The 20,844-nt window shown below is 32.3% G+C and carries 15 protein-coding genes; 8 read left to right on the top strand and 7 right to left on the bottom strand.

The window, feature by feature from the left end; genetic code table 11:
* Positions 1-122 precede the first annotated feature (122 nt).
* From MHB47_RS09115 to MHB47_RS09095, 5 genes are all read left to right on the top strand, one after another.
* On the top strand, positions 123-1,475 hold the full coding sequence (locus MHB47_RS09115; protein ID WP_340756283.1) for an isochorismate synthase: 1,353 nt from the start codon (positions 123-125) through the stop codon (positions 1,473-1,475).
* A complete protein-coding gene (gene menD / locus MHB47_RS09110) occupies positions 1,468-3,150 on the top strand; it encodes a 2-succinyl-5-enolpyruvyl-6-hydroxy-3-cyclohexene-1-carboxylic-acid synthase (protein WP_340756281.1) in 1,683 nt (560 codons plus the stop codon). Before MHB47_RS09115 ends, menD begins: the two co-directional genes overlap by 8 nt.
* Positions 3,137-3,943: a 2-succinyl-6-hydroxy-2,4-cyclohexadiene-1-carboxylate synthase gene (gene menH / locus MHB47_RS09105; RefSeq protein WP_340756279.1), complete on the top strand. Its 807-nt coding sequence runs from the start codon at positions 3,137-3,139 to the stop codon at positions 3,941-3,943. The genes menD and menH overlap by 14 nt, the downstream gene beginning before the upstream one ends.
* Complete coding sequence (gene menB / locus MHB47_RS09100) at positions 3,936-4,754, top strand: 1,4-dihydroxy-2-naphthoyl-CoA synthase (protein ID WP_002508054.1); 819 nt, start codon at positions 3,936-3,938, stop codon at positions 4,752-4,754. The genes menH and menB overlap by 8 nt, the downstream gene beginning before the upstream one ends.
* Before the next feature lie 374 nt (positions 4,755-5,128).
* On the top strand, positions 5,129-5,581 hold the full coding sequence (locus MHB47_RS09095) for a MarR family winged helix-turn-helix transcriptional regulator (protein WP_002508053.1): 453 nt from the start codon (positions 5,129-5,131) through the stop codon (positions 5,579-5,581).
* 71 nt (positions 5,582-5,652) lie between these two features.
* On the opposite strand, the gene MHB47_RS09090 is transcribed toward MHB47_RS09095, so the two are convergent.
* Positions 5,653-6,816 carry an aminotransferase class I/II-fold pyridoxal phosphate-dependent enzyme gene (locus MHB47_RS09090; protein ID WP_340756277.1) on the bottom strand — a complete coding sequence of 388 codons (1,164 nt, stop codon included), beginning with the start codon at positions 6,814-6,816 and terminating at the stop codon, positions 5,653-5,655.
* 123 nt (positions 6,817-6,939) lie between these two features.
* The gene (locus MHB47_RS09085) at positions 6,940-7,944 is read right to left on the bottom strand and encodes an acyltransferase family protein (RefSeq protein ID WP_340756275.1); all 1,005 of its coding nucleotides are present in this window, start codon (positions 7,942-7,944) and stop codon (positions 6,940-6,942) included.
* 204 nt (positions 7,945-8,148) lie between these two features.
* On the opposite strand from MHB47_RS09085, the gene MHB47_RS09080 reads away from it, so the two are divergent.
* Entirely contained in the window at positions 8,149-8,571 is a 423-nt protein-coding gene (locus MHB47_RS09080) for a MarR family transcriptional regulator (RefSeq protein WP_340756273.1), read from the top strand.
* 142 nt (positions 8,572-8,713) lie between these two features.
* On the opposite strand, the gene MHB47_RS09075 is transcribed toward MHB47_RS09080, so the two are convergent.
* The 4 genes from MHB47_RS09075 to MHB47_RS09060 all read right to left on the bottom strand — a co-directional run bounded on the left by MHB47_RS09075 (position 8,714) and on the right by MHB47_RS09060 (position 16,475).
* Complete coding sequence (locus MHB47_RS09075; RefSeq protein WP_340756271.1) at positions 8,714-13,945, bottom strand: GW dipeptide domain-containing protein; 5,232 nt, start codon at positions 13,943-13,945, stop codon at positions 8,714-8,716.
* Between the two features lie 233 nt (positions 13,946-14,178).
* Positions 14,179-14,601: a GNAT family N-acetyltransferase gene (locus tag MHB47_RS09070; protein WP_340756269.1), complete on the bottom strand. Its 423-nt coding sequence runs from the start codon at positions 14,599-14,601 to the stop codon at positions 14,179-14,181.
* A 77-nt stretch (positions 14,602-14,678) separates the two neighbouring features.
* On the bottom strand, positions 14,679-15,149 hold the full coding sequence (locus tag MHB47_RS09065) for a DUF2538 family protein (RefSeq protein ID WP_002508047.1): 471 nt from the start codon (positions 15,147-15,149) through the stop codon (positions 14,679-14,681).
* A gap of 21 nt (positions 15,150-15,170) precedes the next feature.
* Entirely contained in the window at positions 15,171-16,475 is a 1,305-nt protein-coding gene (locus MHB47_RS09060; RefSeq protein ID WP_340756267.1) for an LCP family protein, read from the bottom strand.
* 476 nt (positions 16,476-16,951) lie between these two features.
* Here MHB47_RS09060 and MHB47_RS09055 point away from each other — a divergent pair, with 476 nt between their 5' ends.
* Complete coding sequence (locus MHB47_RS09055) at positions 16,952-18,610, top strand: phospho-sugar mutase (protein WP_340756266.1); 1,659 nt, start codon at positions 16,952-16,954, stop codon at positions 18,608-18,610.
* A gap of 19 nt (positions 18,611-18,629) precedes the next feature.
* Positions 18,630-19,778: a serine hydrolase domain-containing protein gene (locus MHB47_RS09050; RefSeq protein WP_340756264.1), complete on the top strand. Its 1,149-nt coding sequence runs from the start codon at positions 18,630-18,632 to the stop codon at positions 19,776-19,778.
* Positions 19,779-19,931: 153 nt separating this feature from the next.
* On the opposite strand, the gene rihC is transcribed toward MHB47_RS09050, so the two are convergent.
* Positions 19,932-20,840 carry a ribonucleoside hydrolase RihC gene (gene rihC / locus MHB47_RS09045; protein ID WP_340756262.1) on the bottom strand — a complete coding sequence of 303 codons (909 nt, stop codon included), beginning with the start codon at positions 20,838-20,840 and terminating at the stop codon, positions 19,932-19,934.
* Positions 20,841-20,844 lie beyond the last annotated feature (4 nt).

Here is a 20,844-nt window from a genome sequence, read left to right as displayed (position 1 = left end):
TTGTAAAGGTCAAATAACGTGAAAATTATATAAATGAAATAGGCTAGATACCATACACATATTGTGAAAAGTGGTACAATATTATAATGAGTGCAAACTGATAAATGAAAGAAGTGAAATAGATGACTTTGGACGTCAAGGAAAGTGAAATTGTCGAAGCGGTATACGAAAGTAATCATACTTGGGTTTCTGTAGAAGCAAAATTAAATTATGAATTAGATCCTACTGTATTATTCCATGTTACGGAAGACAGTGTAGGAGACCGTTTTTATTTTAAAAAAAATGACAACGAAACTTCATTCTTTGGCTATCATGCTATTAAAAGATTTAAAAATGACTTTGAAAGTAAACAATCTATTTTCCGAGAATGGGAAAAATATAAAAGTGATATTGATTTAATTCATCCAAATTCAGAACGACATCATTTAAAGATATGTGGTGGATTCCAATTTTCAACACATAAATCTGGAGATGAGTGGCGTGAATTTGGTATTAATCATTTTATATTACCTGAAGTATTGGTAACTATGGAAGAAGGAAACACGTATATTACCTATACTGTAAAAGCAGATCAATTTGAAATTGACTCATTTTTATCGATTATAGATAAGTTAACTCAAGAGAATGTTAGCCCAAATTTTGAAAAAGGTGAAATTAAGCGCATTGAGGATATTTATAAAGATGAGTGGCGTGATTTAGTTAAAGATACAATAGATATATTAGACGAAAATAAAAAAATTGTGCTTGCAAGAAAACGATTGATTATGTTTGATAAAAACATAAACATCCCTTATATCTTAAACCAAGCAACACAAGGTGAACATAATAGTTACTTATTTGTATTAGAATCACAAGACAGTGTATTCTTTTCACAAACACCTGAACAGTTAATGGAAATTAATGATGAAATACTATCTACCAAAGCAGTTGCAGGTACGATTAAACGTACGCACCACGATGATGTGGATAATGAAAATATAAATGCATTTTTAAACGATGAAAAAAACTTAAATGAACATCGTTTTGTCGTAGACAGTATATTGAATGACATTGAATTGTATGTTGAAGATATTACATACAATAAAAAACCGCAAATTTTAACAAATGATCATTTGTATCACTTATATACGAAAATTAAAGGACAATTGATTAGCGAATCTTATATTGGTTTATTAGATAATCTTCATCCGACGCCGGCACTTGGAGGTTATCCTAAAGAGGAAGCAATTGAATATATTGAACAAAATGAGTTTGGAACACGTGGGCTTTATGGCGCGCCAGTTGGCTATATTGACATGTATGATAATTGTGAATTTATTGTTGCAATTAGATCTATGTTGATTAAGAAAAATCAGGCAACATTATTTGCTGGTTGTGGGATTGTAAGTGATTCTGATGCGGATAGTGAAGTAGAAGAGACTGCTGTTAAATTTAGCCCAATGATGAAAGCTTTAGGAGTCGAGAAATATGAATAACCATACAACTGCATTAACAAAACAGGTATTTACTTTTGTTTCAGAATTATATGCATACGGAATAAGAGAAATAGTGATAAGTCCAGGTTCTCGTTCAACACCAATGGCAATTGCAATTGAGGCACATCCTAAAATGAAATCTTGGATTCATCCAGATGAACGTAGTGCTGCTTTCTTTGCGATGGGGTTAATGAAAGGTAGTGAGCGACCAGTTGCTATTCTTTGTACATCTGGTAGTGCTGCCGCGAATTATACACCAGCCATTTCTGAAAGTAGCTTGAGTCATTTACCACTAGTGGTATTAACAAGTGATCGTCCACATGAACTCAGAGGTATCGGGGCACCACAAGCAATAGATCAAACAAATATGTTTGCAAATTATACACAATATCAATTTGATTTCCCTATTGCTGATAGTAATGATGACCAAGACTTTATGACGAATACAGTTAAATTCCAATTACAAAAAGCGAGTCAGTATTTATATGGCCCGCATCGAGGTCCAATTCATCTGAATTTGCCATTTAGAGAGCCGCTGACACCTGATTTAGAAAAAGTTGAATGGTTAACTTCAGATACGAAGATTATGCCACATTATCAAAAAACGACGAGTCTCAATGAAATAAATGTAATTGTTAAAAAACGCAAAGGACTTATTATCGTTGGTGATATGCAGCATCAAGATGTAGATCAAATACTCACATTTGCGACGATACATGATATGCCTATACTTGCTGACCCATTAAGTCAATTACGTCGTGAGCACCATCCTAATGTTATAACGACATATGACTTATTATTTAGAGCCGGATTAGAAGTAGATGTTGATTTTATAATTAGAGTAGGTAAACCAGTTATTTCTAAAAAAATAAATCAATGGTTAAAAGATACGAAGGCATTTCAAATATTAGTGCAGAATAACGATAGACCAGATGCATTTCCAATAACACCTCATGTTTCTTACGAGATGTCTGCAAATGATTTCTTTAGACAATTATCTGAGACAACTACAGTTGAACGTAAGCAATGGTTAGAAAAATGGCAATCATTAGAGAAACATGCCAAAGTTGAAATTAAAGATTATGTAAGAACTGCGACAGATGAAGCGGCCTACGTAGCAAATGTACTAGACAAATTAACAACAGATGATGCATTATTTGTGAGTAATAGTATGCCAATTCGAGATGTAGATAATTTGTTTATAGACTGTGAAGCAGCAGTCTTTTCAAATCGTGGCGCTAATGGTATTGATGGTGTTACTTCAACAGCATTAGGTATGGCGGTACACAAGAAAGTGACATTGTTAATTGGCGATTTAGCCTTTTATCATGATATGAATGGCTTGCTTATGTCTAAATTAAATGACATCAATTTGAATATCGTGCTATTAAATAATGATGGTGGAGGAATCTTTTCCTATTTACCACAGAAAGATACAGCCGATGCATATTTCGAAAGGTTATTTGGCACACCAACTGGATTGGATTTTGAACATACTGCGCTACTTTACGACTTTACATTTAAACGATTTGAATCTATTGAAGCATTTAAGTACACTGAGTTATCCAAATTTGGCGCACATATCTATGAAATTATGACGCATAGAGAAGATAATCTACAACAACATCTTAAACTCTATAAAAAGTTGAGTGATATTATCAATGTTACATTATAAATTTCATCGAGCGAATCAATCAACTAATCAATTATTAGTGATGCTACACGGCTTTATTAGTGATCAACAGGCATTTGATAACCATATTCACATATTGAAAGAAAGCGTAAATATCGTAACAATTGACTTGCCTGGACATGGTGCAGATGAATCTCCATTTCATCGAGAGTGGGACTTTCCTTTTATTAGCCAACAGTTAGATGAAACGCTAGAAGTGTTTAGTGCATATCAATTATTTTTACATGGCTATTCAATGGGTGGTAGAATAGCGTTGTATCATGCAATTCATGGCAACACTACATTGACAGGTCTTGTCTTGGAAAGTACGTCCCCAGGCATTGAAGATAGAACAGCACAGATAGAAAGGCAACAAGTTGATTATGCACGTGCCCAAGTATTAGAAATTGCAGGATTAGAAGTTTTTGTTAATGATTGGGAAAAACTGCCACTATTTTATACACAACATGACTTAGATAAGATCACTAAATTAAGTATTCGTAACATGAGAATGCGTCAAGACGCATCTAGATTAGCAAAAGCGTTGAGAGATTATGGTACTGGAAAAATGCCTAATTTATGGTCGGAATTGAATCAAATACAAATCCCAACATGTATTATTGTTGGAAATTTAGATGGTAAATTTTGTGAAATTGCTCAAAAGATAGTTTCAATTATACCGAAAACTGAACTTTTTGAAATAGCACAGAGTGGTCATACTGTTCATGTGGAAGAAATGGCAGAATTTGATAGAATAGTATTAGGTTTTATTCAAAAGGAGGAGCAAAATGACTAGACAGTGGGAAACAATTAAAGAATATAAAGAGATTAAGTATGAATATTACGATGGAATCGCTAAAGTAACAATTAATCGACCTGAAGTTCGTAATGCTTTTACACCAAACACGGTACAAGAAATGATGGATGCATTTACTAAAGCACGTGATGATCAACGTGTTGCTGTTATTATTTTAACAGGTGAGGGAGATAAAGCATTTTGTTCTGGTGGAGATCAGTCAGTACGTGGTCACGGTGGCTATGTAGGTGAAGATCAAGTTCCTCGTTTAAACGTATTAGATTTACAAAGACTTATTCGTGTAATTCCAAAACCAGTTATCGCAATGGTAAGAGGTTATGCAGTAGGTGGCGGTAATGTATTAAATGTTGTATGTGATTTAACAATTGCTGCTGATAATGCTATCTTTGGCCAAACTGGACCGAAAGTAGGGTCATTTGATGCAGGTTACGGTTCTGGTTATTTAGCACGTATAGTAGGGCATAAAAAAGCGCGTGAAATTTGGTATTTATGTCGCCAATATAATGCACAAGAAGCACTAGATATGGGATTAGTTAATACAGTAGTACCACTAGACGAAGTAGAAGATGAAACTGTTAGATGGTGTGAAGACATTAAGAAACATTCACCAACTGCTTTAAGATTCCTAAAAGCTGCTATGAACGCAGATACAGATGGCTTAGCTGGACTTCAACAAATGGCTGGAGATGCAACATTACTTTACTATACAACGGATGAAGCAAAAGAAGGTAGAGATGCGTTTAAAGAAAAACGTGATCCTGATTTTGATCAATTCCCTAAATTCCCGTAAGGAATTATTATATTAACCGTTATTGAGAGGTTAACATATACTGTCGACAAAGTATCAGACTTTGTCGACATTTTTTTGCGCTTTTTTGCAAGTACAACTTCGACTTTACTATGTACCCTTATACGGAATCATCTAAGATATGGTTTCGGTACATTATTAGGACTTTATTCGGTGATTTTGCCCATAGTAAAAAGAATAAAAAAGATGAATAACTGGAATCATTACATAGATCTTATTTTTATATAAAAATAAGATAGTGTATCAATTTATAGTTAGAAATACGTTGCTTAAAAAACTCTTTTAATACTTATAATATATTTGACTATAATTTAAAAATATATTAATATTATAATGAAAAGAAATGAGGGAGAACAATGGCATCAGACGCTAACGACCAAATACGAAAAGAAATGTGCTACTTATTTTATATTACGAGTAAAGAAGTTGTAAATCGTTTTAATCGCTACTTAAAACAGTATGATATAAGCTTTCCTAACTATATTGTATTACTCTATATTGAAAACGATAAAAATGTTTATATTAAAACGTTATGTGATGAACTCTATTTAGATTCTGGTACTATAAGCCCTATAATTAAACGTTTAGAAAAAAAAGACCTAATTAATCGAATCAGAACAGAAGAAGATGAACGTAGAGTTAAAGTGAGATTAACAGAAAAAGGTTTGAAACTTAAAGAAGAATTCAGCAAAATCTCCGAAGATGTTATTCAACAATTTGATATGGAAGGTGAAGAGTCAGTTACTTATTATCAAATTTTAAAAGCGTTTGCTGAGAAAAATGTTTTTAAGAAAAATGAAGATTTATAAATATAAAGCACCCGCTAAACATTGAAGATAATTCAACATTTAGCGGGTGCTTTTGTGTCTATAATAAAAAATTATTGTTGATAGTATTCCTTAAGAAATTCTTCAAGCCTTCTCATACCTTCTTTTAAGGCATCAAGTTCATAAGCATAGGATATACGTACATGACCTTTACCTAAATCAGTAAAAGCTGAACCTGGTACCATTGCTACATGTGCTTTTTCAAGTACATTAATACAAAATTCAAAATCGTCATCAGTAAATTTTTTGATGCTAGGGAAGATATAAAAAGCACCTTCTGGCTTAGCATCAAGTTCAAATCCAAGAGACTCTAATTTTTGAATTAAAAAATCACGACGTTCAATATAAGCTTTATTCATATATTGTGGCGCTTCTAAGCCTTCATTTAAAGCAGCAATACAAGCAATTTGTGCTGGTACATTTGCACAAATACAATTATAAGCATGCATAAATGTTAACTTTTCAATTAAGTACTCAGGTCCAATTAAAAATCCAATACGGATACCAGTTGCAGAATGCGATTTACTTAAACCACCTACGAGTAAAAGTTGATCGCGGATAGCATCAAATTCTGCAAAAGAAGTATGTTTTCCACTAAATGTGTTTTCAGCATAAATTTCATCACTAATTATGAATATCTCTTTATCTTTCAAGGTCTCAGTGATTGCTTGCACCTCATCATACGATAATATGACGCCAGTAGGGTTAGTTGGATAGTTGAGTAATATTGCTTTTGTATTGTTCGTAATATGAGCTTCTATGGCCTCAGGAGTGATTTTATACTGAGACTGAGTTGTATCTACGAAAATTGGAACGCCACCCAGTGTTTTAATTAAAGGAATGTATCCTGCATAAATAGGGCCAGGAACAATAATTTCATCGCCTTGATTAATAATACTTCGTAATGCTGTATCTAATGCTTCACTAGCGCCATTAGTAATAATAATTTCTTCAGTACTATACTTAAAATGATAGCGTTGCTCAAAATATTCACTTACAGCGTTTCTTGTGTCAAATAATCCTTTATTATGCGAATAGGTTGTTTGATCTTCATTTATCGCATTAATGTATGCAGATTTAACTACATCTGGCATAGGAAAATCTGGTTGGCCAATTGTTAAATTGATACAGTTATCAATGTTCTTAATACGACTTGAAAATTGACGTATGCTTGGTGCGCTTAAATATTTAGCATTATTGTTTAAAGAAAGTTTCATTGATTATTTCACCTCGAGATTAAAAATACCGAATTGTATTTTTATATGTATGATTAATAGATATCATCAAATTATTTCTATCATAACATATTTAAAATAAATACAATTCGGTAAATGCTTTTATTAACCTTTGAATTTAGAAGGTGACTGCAAATTAATAACTGGGTTTGTCCATTTTGATACAAAACGTGTCGATAAAATATAAACAATGAAACATGTTGCACTTAAAAGATAAATATAAGTTAAAACAGATATTTCATCTTTAAACGGATGAAGACCGAAACCACGAACCACTCCGATTACAAGACCATGTAATAAATAGATATGCATTGTTCTACGTCCTATATAAGTAAAGAATTTTTCTTTTTCAGGTATTAAATTCAAGAAAGAAAACATTGTTGCTAAAATAATAAAATAAAGGAGTAATCTTTTGAACGGACTGTAAAGATCTTGTTTCCCTTCTAATGACATATATGGCGAATCACCTAACAACCAGTCTGAATTGATTGGATGAATGGTATAGATTATATAGAAGGCCACTAAAATTATAAAAGCAATAGGGACGAACTTTTTATTTCGTAAAATTTGAGTATGTTTACTTGTAAATAAATAACCTAAATAAAATATCGGAAAGAACATAATCGTTCTTGAAAAACTCAAATAATTATCAATATTGTCAGAATAACCAGCAAACAATGAAAAAATGATTGCTATTGGTAAGACAAAATAAGGTTTATAGTCTTTAACAATTACTAAAATCACATGAAAGAAGAATAATGTAAGTAGAAACCAAAGTGCGAACACTGGATCGAAAGGATCGAATTGAACGCTATCTTCTTTACCAGTTAAATAATAATATATAGAGAAAAAACTAAAGAAAATAATATAAGGTATTAATAGTTTTTTAGAGACTTTTTCTAAATAACCAGCTTCTCCTGCTTTTTTTGCAAAGTAACCAGAAATAAATAAAAATGCTGGCATATGAAAGCTGTATATTGTTAAGTACAGCGACGATAGATATGTACTCGCTTCATTGTATGGTTGTAATAAATGCCCAAAGACAACAAGAAAAATCAATATTGCTCTTGCATTGTCAAAAAAGTAATCTCTCTTTTTTAATTGTGCCATGCTTTTTCTCCTTTAAAAGTGCCGGGTGAATTTTATAATCACTGATACTAATTTATTATAAATCATATGAGAAATGCAACAAAATAGATCGATTTGTATTTTATTATTGTATATTATGTAGAATGACATTATAATATTAAGAAATATAATAGTGTCATTTGATTGGTAGTAACAAGTAAATTAACATAGTGGAGATGAAGCAACATGTACAAACAACTAGAACAATTAATTACACTGACGAGTAACGATTTGAACTTAGTAAGTAGAAGGTTTGGCCAACGTACAGATTTAACTTCAGAGCAATTAGAAATGTTAAGAATTTTATACAATTATGAAGTTTTATCTCAATATGACTTAACTATGAAAATTAATAAAGAACAATCAATTGTATCACGTTGGATAAAAAAACTTTGCCAAATGGGTTACATAACTAGTAAACAATCTAATAAAGATTTGAGATGTAAAGATTTAATGGTAACGGATAAGACAAGGGAACTCGTACAACAAATTAATGAGGTAAGGGTAGCTTTAATTGAAGCGCGCTGCCAAAATTTAACTTCACAAGACATAGAAGACTTAAACCATTTGCTATATAAATTAAACATTCGTCATGCTTATTTACGCTAGATTATTGGGTCTGATTAATTTATATGGAAGCATCAATATATAAATTTAAGAGTACATGTTTCACTCATAGAAAATATCTGTTGAGTGATCATGTACTCTTATTTTAATTGTATGAAAGTAAATATAGTATTGTAGACGTAATTTAAGCTTTATAAGTATTTACATCAAAATATTTACCTAATTTACCCATTGAATCATAGAACCCTTTAATACGTGTGGCATTGTGCTCTGCCCATCTTACGTCAGTTGCGTATTGATGTTCACCTGGATTTTCAGGGTTCCAACGCATTTTATAAAGTGTATTTTGGCCTTGGCTGATGTATGAACTTGAGATGAATTTAGCGCCACCAACGATTGCTTTTTTAACTGTATCCCAACCGTTAGATTTGGCAGTAGCGAAACCTTGTTTAACTGCATCGCTATCAACTGCTCCGATACCAAACATATTATAATATTTGTTTGGACCATCTGTTACGACTTTATCATCTACTACATCGCCACCGTTAGCAAGTTTTGAAGTACCATCGCCTGTTTCTAATAGGGCATGTGAGATTAAATAAACTTCATTTATATTGTAAGCCTTAGCTGCTTCACTGAATGCTTCGCCTTGACCTTCTAAAATGCCTTTACCAACTAAAAGTTTATCTAAATCTACTGAAGCAATATCTTGAGATTTATCTAAACGTAAGAATTGATATTTTTGAGTAGGGTCTTGTGCTAATTTACCAGTATCCATAGCATTTTTTATTTCGATAGGTGTAGCATCTTCCCATTTACCTGGTGTGTGTTGAATTTGAGGTTTGGTTTTTAAACCTGCTTGAATTGCAACAGCTTCATCTAGCGTTAGACCAGATTGATAATATTTGATTAATTCTTTGCGTAAGTCTTCTTCTTTAATCCAAACCATTTGGCCATTAGTTAGTTTGCCGTGATACCAAGTCACACCATTGATAACTTGTTTCTCGAATACTGTAAAGATACTTTCATAGAAATCATTTAATGAGCCTGCTGGTTGATCAGAAGTTGGATCTAAGTAGTAATTACCATCAGCATTATAAATAACATAATCAAATTTATAAGGTGTAGCTGCCGATTTAGTTACATTAGATGTTTGAGTTTCGGTTGCAACTTTATTATTTGTATTTGTATTTAAATCTTTAGCTGCAATCCATCCAGTCTTGTTATTAACATTACCGTACACGTATTCATCTTTATCCACTTTAACTGATTTAGAAGCATTAAATTGATTGTTTTTCACATTTTTTAATGAATCTAATTGTTGAGCTTTTGTACCCCAAGGTACTGCATAAAGTCCATTATTTGTAGATTTAACTGTGAATTGACCATTTTTAGCAGATGTTTTACTTAAATCACGTGTATTGATGTCTTTTGTATTAACCCAACCTAATGGCGTGTTTTGGTTAGAATTTTGAATTAATACGTAAGTGTTATCGCCTTGTGTACGTTGTTTTGTAACGTTAAATGTACGGCCTGATAATTTTGATGCATCTTTGGCTTTTGTATCATTAACTTTAGTCTTAATACCAGAATTTGTATTATTTAATTGACCAATTTTACTTACTGATTGGGTTGGGTTTGCTGTATTTTTAGTAGTAGCTTCATTAACTGTAATATCACCGGTTTGCATCCAACCTATATTACTATTCGTTTTGTTATCTGTTATTAAGTAGAAACTATTACTTCCAAGTGTAGCTTTTTTACTTAATTTATAAGTATTGCCATTCACATATGGTTTTTGTACACCTTGTTTGTCGTAAACTGAAGTGTAGACACCATGATTTGTTTTGGCTACAGTACCTTGTTGGTTAGTAAGATTAGTTACTGATAATTGACCTGTATTTGTAGGTGGGGCAACAGTTGAACTTGGTGAAGACAACTTACTTAAACTTACCCAACCAGATAAATCATTTACAGAGCCATAAACATAGTTTGTTTTGCCAATTTGTTGTTGTTTCGTTGCTTTAAATGTTTGGTTAGCGTTACCTGAAACAGTTCCAGCTTTTTGAGAGCTAGTACCCCAAGGGACTGTATATAAAATTTCGCCTGGTTTAATATTATAAGTTTTGTTTATCGCAGTAACAGGTTTAGCTGTGTTATAATCCACATCATTTTGGTGAACCCAACCAATTAAGTTCCCTTTGTTATAATCAGTTACCAGATAGAAATTTTCGTTGCCTATTTTGGCTGATTTTGTAACTTTTAGTGTTTGATTTGTACGATCAGTTTTTTTACCTTGGTGGTCATAAACTGTTGCATATAAGCCATCATTTGTAGTATTAATACGGCCAACACCATTATTAGCTTCTACTGTTAATGAACCTGTTTTTAGTGGGGTAACAGTACTACCAGTGTTACTAGAACCACCTGTACTACCTGAGCCACCAGTATTGCTAGAACCATCTGTATTTGTAGATTCGTCTTTGCCACTAGTACTACCTGAAGATGTTGCTCCCCAAGGTGCTACTTGACCAGTTTTAATTAAATATTTTTCATAGATTAGGTCATATAATTCATCATAACTGTAGTTATATGAAGCTAAGTAACCATGAGGGTCAGTATGATTAGAACCACCTAGGAAAGTACTAACGGCTTGGTGAGTCCAAACTGTACCTTGTCCATCGTACTCAGCACTATCTGGTGAAAGACCATAATATTGTAGGTTTGTTGCTGCATAATCAGCATAATTGTTAATTGAACGTGCAAATGAATCATAATCATGTGTATGAACTAACTCAACATGAATAAATCGATCGTTTGCAGCTGGACCAGCGCCCCAAGCAAGATAGTCAGTATTTGCAGTTTCAATAATACGATTACCGTCAATATATGCATGAACAAAAGCACTATTATAATTATTCTTCATGTAGTTAATTTCACCAGTAATAGTTGAGTTATCATTTGCAGTTTCGTGTAAAACGATACCTTCTGGTTTACCATAACGATAATTATATTGCGGTAAATAACTTGCAATATCTTGTTCATAATTTGGAGCTTGGAAGTTATTGTTACGAATATAGTTATTAAGTGATGAACTCACTTGTGGACTATATGCTGGTAGAGAACTTGTTGTGCCTGCTTCTCTTGTTATTGCAGAACGCGTTGAAAGCGTATTATTTACATTAGCTGATGCTACTCTTAATTTAGGAGTAGCTTCTGTACTTACTGTTGTCGCAGTAGTACTTGGCGTACTAGGCTTAGTTGCAACTGCTGTCGCAGTTGATGTTGCCTTACTATCTTCGCTTGTGCTTTGTTCACTTACGTCAGAAGAGGCATCTACTTTATTATCTTCAGAAGCTTTAACATCTTCATCATCTTGAACGTCTTCATTAGAAGCATCTTCTTCAGTAGCTTTAGCATCTTCAGAATTCTGTTCACTTACGTCAGAAGAAGTGTTGTCTTCTTTATTATCTTCAGAATCTTTAGCATCCTTATCATCTTGAACGTCTTTATCAGAAGTATCTTCTTCAGATTGTTGAGTATCTTCAGAATCTTGTTCGTCTAAGTCAGAAGAAGTATCTTCTTCAGATTGTTGAGCGTCTTCAGAATCTTGTTCGTTTAAGTCAGAAGAAGTGTTGTCTTCTTTATTATCTTCAGAAGCTGTAGCATCCTCATCATCTTGAACGTTTTTATCAGAAGCGTCTTCTTCAGACTGTTGAGTATCTTCAGAATCTTGTTCGTTTAAGTCAGCAGAAGTGTTGTCCTCTTTATTTTGTTCAGTAGATTGACTAGTTTCATCATCTTGAACGTTTTTATCAGAAGCGTCTTCTTCAGACTGTTGAGTATCTTCAGAATCTTGTTCGTTTAAGTCAGCAGAAGTATTGTCCTCTTTATTTTGTTCAGTAGATTGACTAGTTTCATCATCTTGAACGTCTTCATTAGAAGCATCTTCTTCAGTAGCTTTAGCATCTTCAGGATTCTGTTCGTTTACGTCAGAAGAAGTATTGTCCTCTTTATTTTGTTCAGTAGATTGATTAGTTTCATCATCTTGAACGTCTTCATTAGAAGCATCTTCTTCAGTAGCTTTAGCATCTTCAGGATTCTGTTCATTTATGTCAGAAGAAGTGTTGTTCTCTTTATTTTGTTCAGTAGATTGATTAGCTTCATCATCTTGAACCTCTTTGTCAGAAACATCTTCTTCAGTAGCTTTAGCATCTTCAGAATTCTGTTCGTTTACGTCAGAAGAAGTGTTGTCCTCTTTATTTTGTTCAGTAGATTGATTAGCTTCATCATCTTGAACCTCTTTGTCAGAAACATCTTCTTCAGTAGCTTTAGCATCTTCAGAATTCTGTTCGTTTACGTCAGAAGAAGTGTTGTCCTCTTTATTTTGTTCAGAATTTTGATTAGCTTGATTGTCTTGAACGTCTTTATTAGAAGTGTCTTCTTCAGTAGCTTTAGTATCTTCAGAATTTTGTTCGTTTACATCAGAAGAAGTGTTGTCCTCTTTATTTTGTTCAGAATTTTGATTAGCTTGATTGTCTTGAACGTCTTTATTAGAAGTGTCTTCTTCAGTAGCTTTAGTATCTTCAGAATTTTGTTCGTTTACATCAGAAGAAGTGTTATCTTGAGCTGTATTTTGTTCAGTAGCTTGCGTATTTTCAACAGTTTGATTGTTATTAATTGGAGTTGTTGTATCATCAGTTGAATTATCTTCATTATTTTGAACATTAGTATTTTCTTCAGATTGTTGAGCATTTTCAGAACTTTGTTCGTTTACGTCAGAAGAAGTGTTGTCCTGAGCTGTATTTTGTTCAGTAGTTTGCGTATTTTCAACAGCTTGACTGTTATCAACTGCAGTAGTTGCATCATCAGTTGAATTGCCTTCGTTGTGTTGAATATTTTGATTAGAAGTATCTTCTACAGATTGTTGAGTCTCTTCGGAATCTTGCTGGTTTAGGTCAGAAGAAGTATTGTTTTGAGCGGGATCTTGTTCAATACTTTGAGCATCTTCAGAATCCTGAGTGTTTTCAGTTACTTCATTAGCCTCAGATTGCGTGTTCGCTTGGTCTTCTTGGCCTGAAGTTTGTTGATTGTATGTATCTTGACTTGGTGTTTGCTCAGAGTTCAACTCATCTAATTCTGCATCGTAAGTATTAACTTCGTTTGCTAAGGTCTGTTCAACTTGTGTAGGGTCTTGGTATGATTGTGTACCTGAAATATTAGTGGTAGGTTTACTAACTTCAGATTTGATTTGTTCACTTTGTTTAAGTGTATTCTTATCATCTAACACATTCTCGTTTGTAGATTTATTTTGTACGTCATCTGCAGCTTGTGCTTGATGAGATGTTAAAGCTGTACCTGCTAACGTTAGTGCTACCATCGACGGTACTTTATAAGTAAACTTTTTCTTAGTCATTAAACTGCCCCTTTAACTATATAATTTAATGTCTATTATAATACGACTTTTGGAGGAGTGGTTTACTTTTTACTGATTTGTAATATAAAATTAATCTAATTAAGTTTTGGAAAAGTTATAACATCTGATTTAATGCGTTATAAAGCTTAATTTTGAAAATATTGAAATATTACACAAATCGAAATATTACAAAAGATAGTTGCAATATAAATACAAAAACATATTAAATTGGGTTAAATTGATTTTGTCATAGCAATATGATCAATATTTTCCTCAATAAAAATCTTTCCAAAAGGTTTATATCCTAGAGATTCATAAAAAGTTTGAGCGTGGCATTGTGCATTTAGCATTAAGGAATGATGGCCTTGATTTTTAGCGATTTCTTCTAAAAATTGCATGAGTAGTTTGCCATATCCAGATTTTCTATGAGATGAAATAATAGCAACTCTTTCTATTTTAACAGCATTGTCATAAGGACGAAATCTACCAGTGGCGAAGGGGATGTTGTTTTCATCATATCCAATGATATGTGTAGCAATAGCTTCGTATTGATCTATTTCATTTTCTAACGGTACACCTTGTTCAAGAACAAATACTTGTTTTCGTATACTGTATGCATCTTCCATCATGGAAGGCGTTGTAACAATTTTAAACATAACTATTCCTCGTTTCATTTATTTTAGTTAAAAAAACACCCTATCAAAGTTTAATATGATAGGGCGTTTTTTAATGATTATTGTGCTTCTTTTCTAATTATCGCAGTATATTGCCAAAAAATTCGCATTTGTGCAATATTCCAATTATTCATACCCATTGTAAAACCAGATGGTCTAAATAAATTAACATCTGTAACCTCTAGTGCAGCCGCAATAAGATATTGGATGGGTACGCTAATTTCTTTCATTGTTTCTGTAATACCATTTTGATTATAAACCCATGAAAACGGTAATTCTGATTCAAAAACATCAACTTTTTCGAATATTTCTGGAAGTCCAACAATATAACATGCACCATCGATGATAGGATTATTATCACTATCTTTATAGTATATGCGTAAAGCTTCATAGTTTTCACGGTGTTCATGATTGACATAGAAAAATTCATTTCTAAAAAGCGCCATATCTTTGCTGTGTATCATTTGTTGTTCTAAAACATTAAACATTCCGTTTATATGAGCAAGTTTTTCGTATGTTTTGCGTGACATATAGTGAGCTCCTCTCTACAGTTAATATTGATTAGTTGGTACTTCTTGAGTATTTTGTTGCTGATTAGGATCAATTTGTTGCTGGTCGGTATTCGGTTGTTGCTGATTATTATTGTTTTGTTGTTGGTTAGGGTTACCTTGTTGCTGATTAGGATCTACTTGTTGTTGATTAGGATCAATTTGTTGTTGATCGTTATTCTGTTGTTGTGAATTATCATTGTTTTCAGTGCCATTTAATTCTGATGAATTGTTTTCATCATCATCATTGGAAGTATCATTTTGATTTTTTCTAAGTAGACTACTGTCTAACTCTGTTTGTGGTACGAGTGTACCATAAAAATCAGTGACACGTTGATTTAAGAAATCACTTGTATCTTCAATCTTAGGTAAATTTAAATCATCACGTAGTAAATTTGAAGTGTCTTGAATACTATTAATATCTGGATTGTAATAATAGATTCCATTTAAGTAATCATCTTCACCTTCAAGTTGTTTACTTTTGATTTCAACATCATCTTTTAAATAAGATGTTGCAAGAGCTTTTACCTCATCATAGCTTAAATTATGTTTTGAATTATTCCCAACTATTTCAATAACATCATCTAGTTTACTAAAGGAACCAGCATTTTGTGCCTTAGCAAAGAGTTTTTTAATTAACTCCATTTGTCTTTGACCACGTTTTAAATCAGAATCATGATGTCGTGTTCTAGCGACTGCTAATGCTTCGTCGCCATTTAGTTTTTGATGTCCTTTTTCAACTTTTATTTTGCCACTGTCATCAGTATTTGGTTCACTGATGTCATAAGGGACATTATATTCAATGCCACCAAGTTCATCAACAGCATCTACGAATGCATCCATATTAATACGTACATAATAATCAACCGGTACGTTTAAAGTAGCTTCTACAGAATCCATTGAAGCTGTAGGTCCACCATAAGCATGTGCATGAGTGATTTTATCGTAATAACCTACTTTTGGAATATAACTGATTGTATCACGTGGAATGCTTAGCATTCTTATTTGTTCTTTATCGGAATTAAATGTTGAAAGAATCATTGCATCGGTTCTTGATTGTTCAGTACTTTGCCCATTTTTTTCTCGTCCACTATTTCCATCAATACCTAAAAATAAGATAGAAATAGGATCTTTAGAAGGATCGACTTTAGATTCACGAATGTTTGATTTCCTAGAGGAGTCACCATCGTTAAAAGAATTCTCAAAAGCGCCTTGAGATGATTTGAGTAGAATGATAGCAAATATAACCGGAACAACGACAAGAACTAAAGATAGAAATATTAAAAAATATTTTAAAAATTTATTCATGTTTGAAGCTCCCCATGTATATGATTTTGTACATGTTACTATATTATCGTTAAATGTTATAGCTCTTTTAACTATATTAAATATTTGTAAAGAAGAAAATGTACTATAACTTATAATTTTATTACTATAGCTAGTAAATATCAACTATGAATGTGTTATTTTCAAGTTTAAAGTAAAATTAAATCAGGGTATGTGAAGTATAATGCTTATATATTGGAATTTATCAGTAGAAACTAACAAAATTGTCATTTGCTTAGAAATGATTTATAGCGATACATGAGCTATAATATATAATAGAAATATCATCTTGTGAACAATAACTGTGTTTCAAGGAAATGACAAAATAATTATAAATATAAGAAAAAAGGGCTTTGCTACGTTATAATTTAAGAACAATGCTTTCTATAAAATATTTTTAAAATTAATAATTGAAATGGATATATCTTTAGCAAAAGATATGAGGAGGAAAAGCGAGTATGAAGCAAGAATGGTTAGATAAAATAGATGAGAGTTTAGTGAAAGATTTTTATGAAATACAAACAGAAACAGAAAAAGAAGAAGGGTTCAAAGGAAGTTTAGCTTTTGGAACTGCAGGTATTAGAAGCACTTTTGGCTTAGGACCAGGAAGATTAAATGCATTTACAATTCGCAAAGTGGCTTTAGGTTTAGCTCAATTTTTAAGAAGTAAAATTGATTCACCAACTGTAGTAATACACTTTGATACGAGATTTTTATCTAAAGCATTTTCACAAGAAATGGCTAGTGTGCTAGCTAATAATAATGTTATACCTATTTTGTCAGAAGATTATAAATCTACTCCAGAGTTATCATTTGCCGTTAGACATTTGAATGCAGATGCAGGTGTGATGATAACAGCTAGTCATAATCCTAAAAATTATAATGGTATAAAAATTTATGATGAAAAAGGTGGCCAATTATTACCTGATGAATCCGAACAACTTAGTAATTATATTAATACGATAGAATCTCCATTATCGATTAAAAAGGGCGATTTTGAAGTATTAAAAGAAAATAATAGAATTAAATATATTACTAGTGAAGTAACTGAAAAATATAAAAGTGAAGTTAAAGATTTAGTAGGTTCGATTGATGAAAAAGGTGCAAAAGTAGTATTAACCAGTTTACATGGTACAAGTTTACCGTTAGTTTCAAATATATTAACAGAATTGGATTACCAAAATTTTGTGATAGAAGAAGAGCAATCTACACCGGATGGTAATTTCCCAACTGTAGAAATTGCTAATCCTGAAGATGAAACTGCTTTTAATTACGGCCTAGCACTTGCAGAAAAAACAGACGCACAACTGATCATAGCTACAGACCCTGATGCAGATAGATTTGGTTTTATTGAGCGTTATGGAAAAAATGAATATAGATATTTTAATGGTAATGAAATTGGGTTACTGTTTATGAAATTGAGATTCCAAGAATTAGTTGAAGCGGGCGCACCACTTTACATTATTAAATCTATCGTCACAAGTGAGTTAGCAGAAAGATTAGCATTAGCGTTAGATGTACAAGTTAATAATGTGCTGACTGGATTTAAATATATTTCTGATTTAATTGAGCAAAAAGGTGCAGACAATGAGACGCAATTATTACTCGCATTTGAGGAAAGCCACGGCTATTTAGCGAAATCAATTTCTAGAGATAAAGATGCAATTCAAATGGTACCTTTATTAGTTAAATATAAAAATCTATTATCTAAAAATGGTTTAACATTTAAAGACACTATGGAAGATATTTATCAAAATATTGGTGCATTTAAAGATAGAACACTCGCACCGTCATTTGAAGGAGCCGAAGGTGTAGAAAAGATTTCGAATATAATGAGTCAATTTAGAAATAACGATATATTCTCAATTTGTGGTATGGATGTAAAACAAATAGAAGACTATCATACGGGTGAAAATAGAAATGTTATAGAGGGTACAACTGAAGCATTAACGTTACCGAAAACGGATTTAATTAGATTTATTTTTGATAATGGATTTATCGCGCTTAGACCATCTGGAACAGAGCCAAAAATTAAACTCTATTTCTCTCTGAATGTAGAAGATATAGATGCAATTACAGATCATTTTGAAAAAGACTATATTCAAAATATAGATTAATTTATGTAGAGGCAGCAAGATGACATCAAAAAAACTAAAACAACTTATGATTTTTTTAATCTTTATTTTAACAATAATCACTTTTACAATTGGATACAGATATTATCAAGATAATAAACAAGACACGAAATACCAAAGTATTCATACGAATAATTTGAAAACAGTAATGGATAAAAACAACCCACAAATAAACGCGATTCATCAATATTTAGAAAAAGTTAATTTTAACGGCACTGTAGCTGTTTTTGAACGTGGTCAACTTAAATTAAATAAAGGATATGGTTTCAAAAATTTTGAAACAGATGAAAAGAATAGGGCAGACACATTATATTTAATCGGATCTTCTCAAAAATTCACCACAGGATTAATGCTTAAGCAATTAGAAAATGAGCAAAAAATTAATATGAATGATGTGGTTCATCAATATTTGCCATGGTTCAAAACATCTAAACCTATTACATTAAATCAACTTATGCTTCATCAAAGTGGTTTATATAAATATAAAGCTTCAACTTCTTATAAAGATCTAGACAGTGCAGTACAGTCAATACAGCGCAAAGGTATTGAGACTAAATTTTATAATAAAGATAGATATAATGATGCTAATTATTTAGTTTTATCTCGTGTGATAGAAGAAGTAACTGGTAAATCTTTTTCAAAGAATTTCGAAAACAGATTATCAAAGCCATACGGATTGGAGCATACAGCATTTTTTAATGATGAAACTTTCAAAAAAGATATGGCGGAAGGCTATAAAAAAGATGAAAATACAGGTGAACCGGTTAAGCAGAAGCCTAATGTTTTAAACCAATATTACGGCGCTGGTAATTTATATATGACCCCTCATGATATGGGAAAATTGATATTAACTCTACAAAACAATGAACTGTTCAAAGATAATATAACAACGCCTTTACTACATGAAAGTTTAACGCCACGTTATCCAAAAGCGTATCGTTTTGGTTTTTATTCACTTCCTAATAAAAATCGAATTAATGGTGGTTTTTTTGGACAAGTATTTACGGCATATTTTAATGACGACTATATTGTGGTGCTTGGGACAAATTATGAAGATAATGATGTGAATAATGAGGAAAAGATAAAACACATTTTTAATAAATTACTAAAACAAGACAAACCTTATAATATAGTAGGGCAACGTTATTAATTACTTGATTATTGTAGTAACCTAAAGTGAAGTAATTTAAAACACTCCTAACTGCAAAGTGTAAAGGTATAACCTTTAACTTGATGACAGTATTAGGAGTGTTTTTTCTTAAGTATAAATAATAGTCATATTATGCTACAAATCATATTCAACTTATTTACAGTATTTTAGTGCATTGACGAACATGCCCTCAAACGTATCTGGATGAATGGACATGACCACTGAACAATTAGGGAAGCGAGATTTGAAATCAGTTACTGTTGCACCTTTTGTAAACGTACCATTCGTTTCTATTTGTACATCGGCTTCCTGTACATTGAATTTTTCAGGATGAAGCAAATAAAGCACAGTATATGCATCGTATACATTAATCCCTTTTTCAAAATCATCGCCTTTGTAATGCTTGAAGAGTTGATGCAACATATCACCAGTTTCATTTAGTGTTGGTAGTTTATTTACAAATGCATGGCTTAATGTTGAACTTCTTGCTACATCAAGTCCTACCATGGTTAAAGGCAAACCAGAATTAAAAACGATTTGTGCAGCTTCAGGGTCACAATAAATATTAAATTCCGCTAAAGGGGTGACATTACCACGGCCTGCGCTGCCTCCCATTAATACAATTTCCTTAATATAATCTTTTACTTCTGGATAAGTAGAAAGTAATAAGGCAATATTCGTTAATGGACCTATTGGTATAAGAGTTATAGGAATCTCACTACTTATTAAAGCTTTTCGCATTGCTTCTACAGCATGTGTTGAAGCTAAATCTTTTTCATTTACTTTAGGAAATGGATAACCATCCATACCTGACTCACCATGAACTTGGCTTGCATCTACAATCTCAGAAACTAATGGTTGAGAAGCCCCTCTATGAACGGGTACGTCACTTGCAAAGAATTGCTTGAGTTTCAACGTATTTGCTGTAGTTTTCTCAATGCCAACATTACCATTAATTGTAGTAATCATTCGTAGGTCAAAGTTGGGATGATTCAGCGCGATACTTATAGCAGCGGCATCATCAATACCAGGATCGGTATCTATAATGATTGGTTGTTTCATAATT

This window comes from Staphylococcus sp. FSL K6-3157 (assembly GCF_038005145.1).
GTDB classification, from domain to species: Bacteria; Bacillota; Bacilli; order Staphylococcales; family Staphylococcaceae; genus Staphylococcus; species Staphylococcus equorum.
The sequence above is the reverse complement of the archived record's forward strand: the minus strand, read 5'-3'. Positions and strand labels throughout refer to the sequence as shown.

What these genes read in the sequence shown, in the direction of transcription:
- MHB47_RS09115 (WP_340756283.1), top strand. Translation starts at nt 123, where the DNA reads ATGACTTTGGACGTCAAGGAAAGTGAAATTGTCGAAGCGGTATACGAA.
- MHB47_RS09055 (WP_340756266.1), top strand. Translation starts at nt 16,952, where the DNA reads ATGAAGCAAGAATGGTTAGATAAAATAGATGAGAGTTTAGTGAAAGAT.
- MHB47_RS09095 (WP_002508053.1), top strand. Translation starts at nt 5,129, where the DNA reads ATGGCATCAGACGCTAACGACCAAATACGAAAAGAAATGTGCTACTTA.
- rihC (WP_340756262.1), bottom strand. Translation starts at nt 20,840, where the DNA reads ATGAAACAACCAATCATTATAGATACCGATCCTGGTATTGATGATGCC.
- MHB47_RS09050 (WP_340756264.1), top strand. Translation starts at nt 18,630, where the DNA reads ATGACATCAAAAAAACTAAAACAACTTATGATTTTTTTAATCTTTATT.
- MHB47_RS09075 (WP_340756271.1), bottom strand. Translation starts at nt 13,945, where the DNA reads ATGACTAAGAAAAAGTTTACTTATAAAGTACCGTCGATGGTAGCACTA.
- menB (WP_002508054.1), top strand. Translation starts at nt 3,936, where the DNA reads ATGACTAGACAGTGGGAAACAATTAAAGAATATAAAGAGATTAAGTAT.
- MHB47_RS09065 (WP_002508047.1), bottom strand. Translation starts at nt 15,149, where the DNA reads ATGTCACGCAAAACATACGAAAAACTTGCTCATATAAACGGAATGTTT.
- MHB47_RS09070 (WP_340756269.1), bottom strand. Translation starts at nt 14,601, where the DNA reads ATGTTTAAAATTGTTACAACGCCTTCCATGATGGAAGATGCATACAGT.
- MHB47_RS09085 (WP_340756275.1), bottom strand. Translation starts at nt 7,944, where the DNA reads ATGGCACAATTAAAAAAGAGAGATTACTTTTTTGACAATGCAAGAGCA.
- MHB47_RS09080 (WP_340756273.1), top strand. Translation starts at nt 8,149, where the DNA reads ATGTACAAACAACTAGAACAATTAATTACACTGACGAGTAACGATTTG.
- menH (WP_340756279.1), top strand. Translation starts at nt 3,137, where the DNA reads ATGTTACATTATAAATTTCATCGAGCGAATCAATCAACTAATCAATTA.
- menD (WP_340756281.1), top strand. Translation starts at nt 1,468, where the DNA reads ATGAATAACCATACAACTGCATTAACAAAACAGGTATTTACTTTTGTT.
- MHB47_RS09060 (WP_340756267.1), bottom strand. Translation starts at nt 16,475, where the DNA reads ATGAATAAATTTTTAAAATATTTTTTAATATTTCTATCTTTAGTTCTT.
- MHB47_RS09090 (WP_340756277.1), bottom strand. Translation starts at nt 6,816, where the DNA reads ATGAAACTTTCTTTAAACAATAATGCTAAATATTTAAGCGCACCAAGC.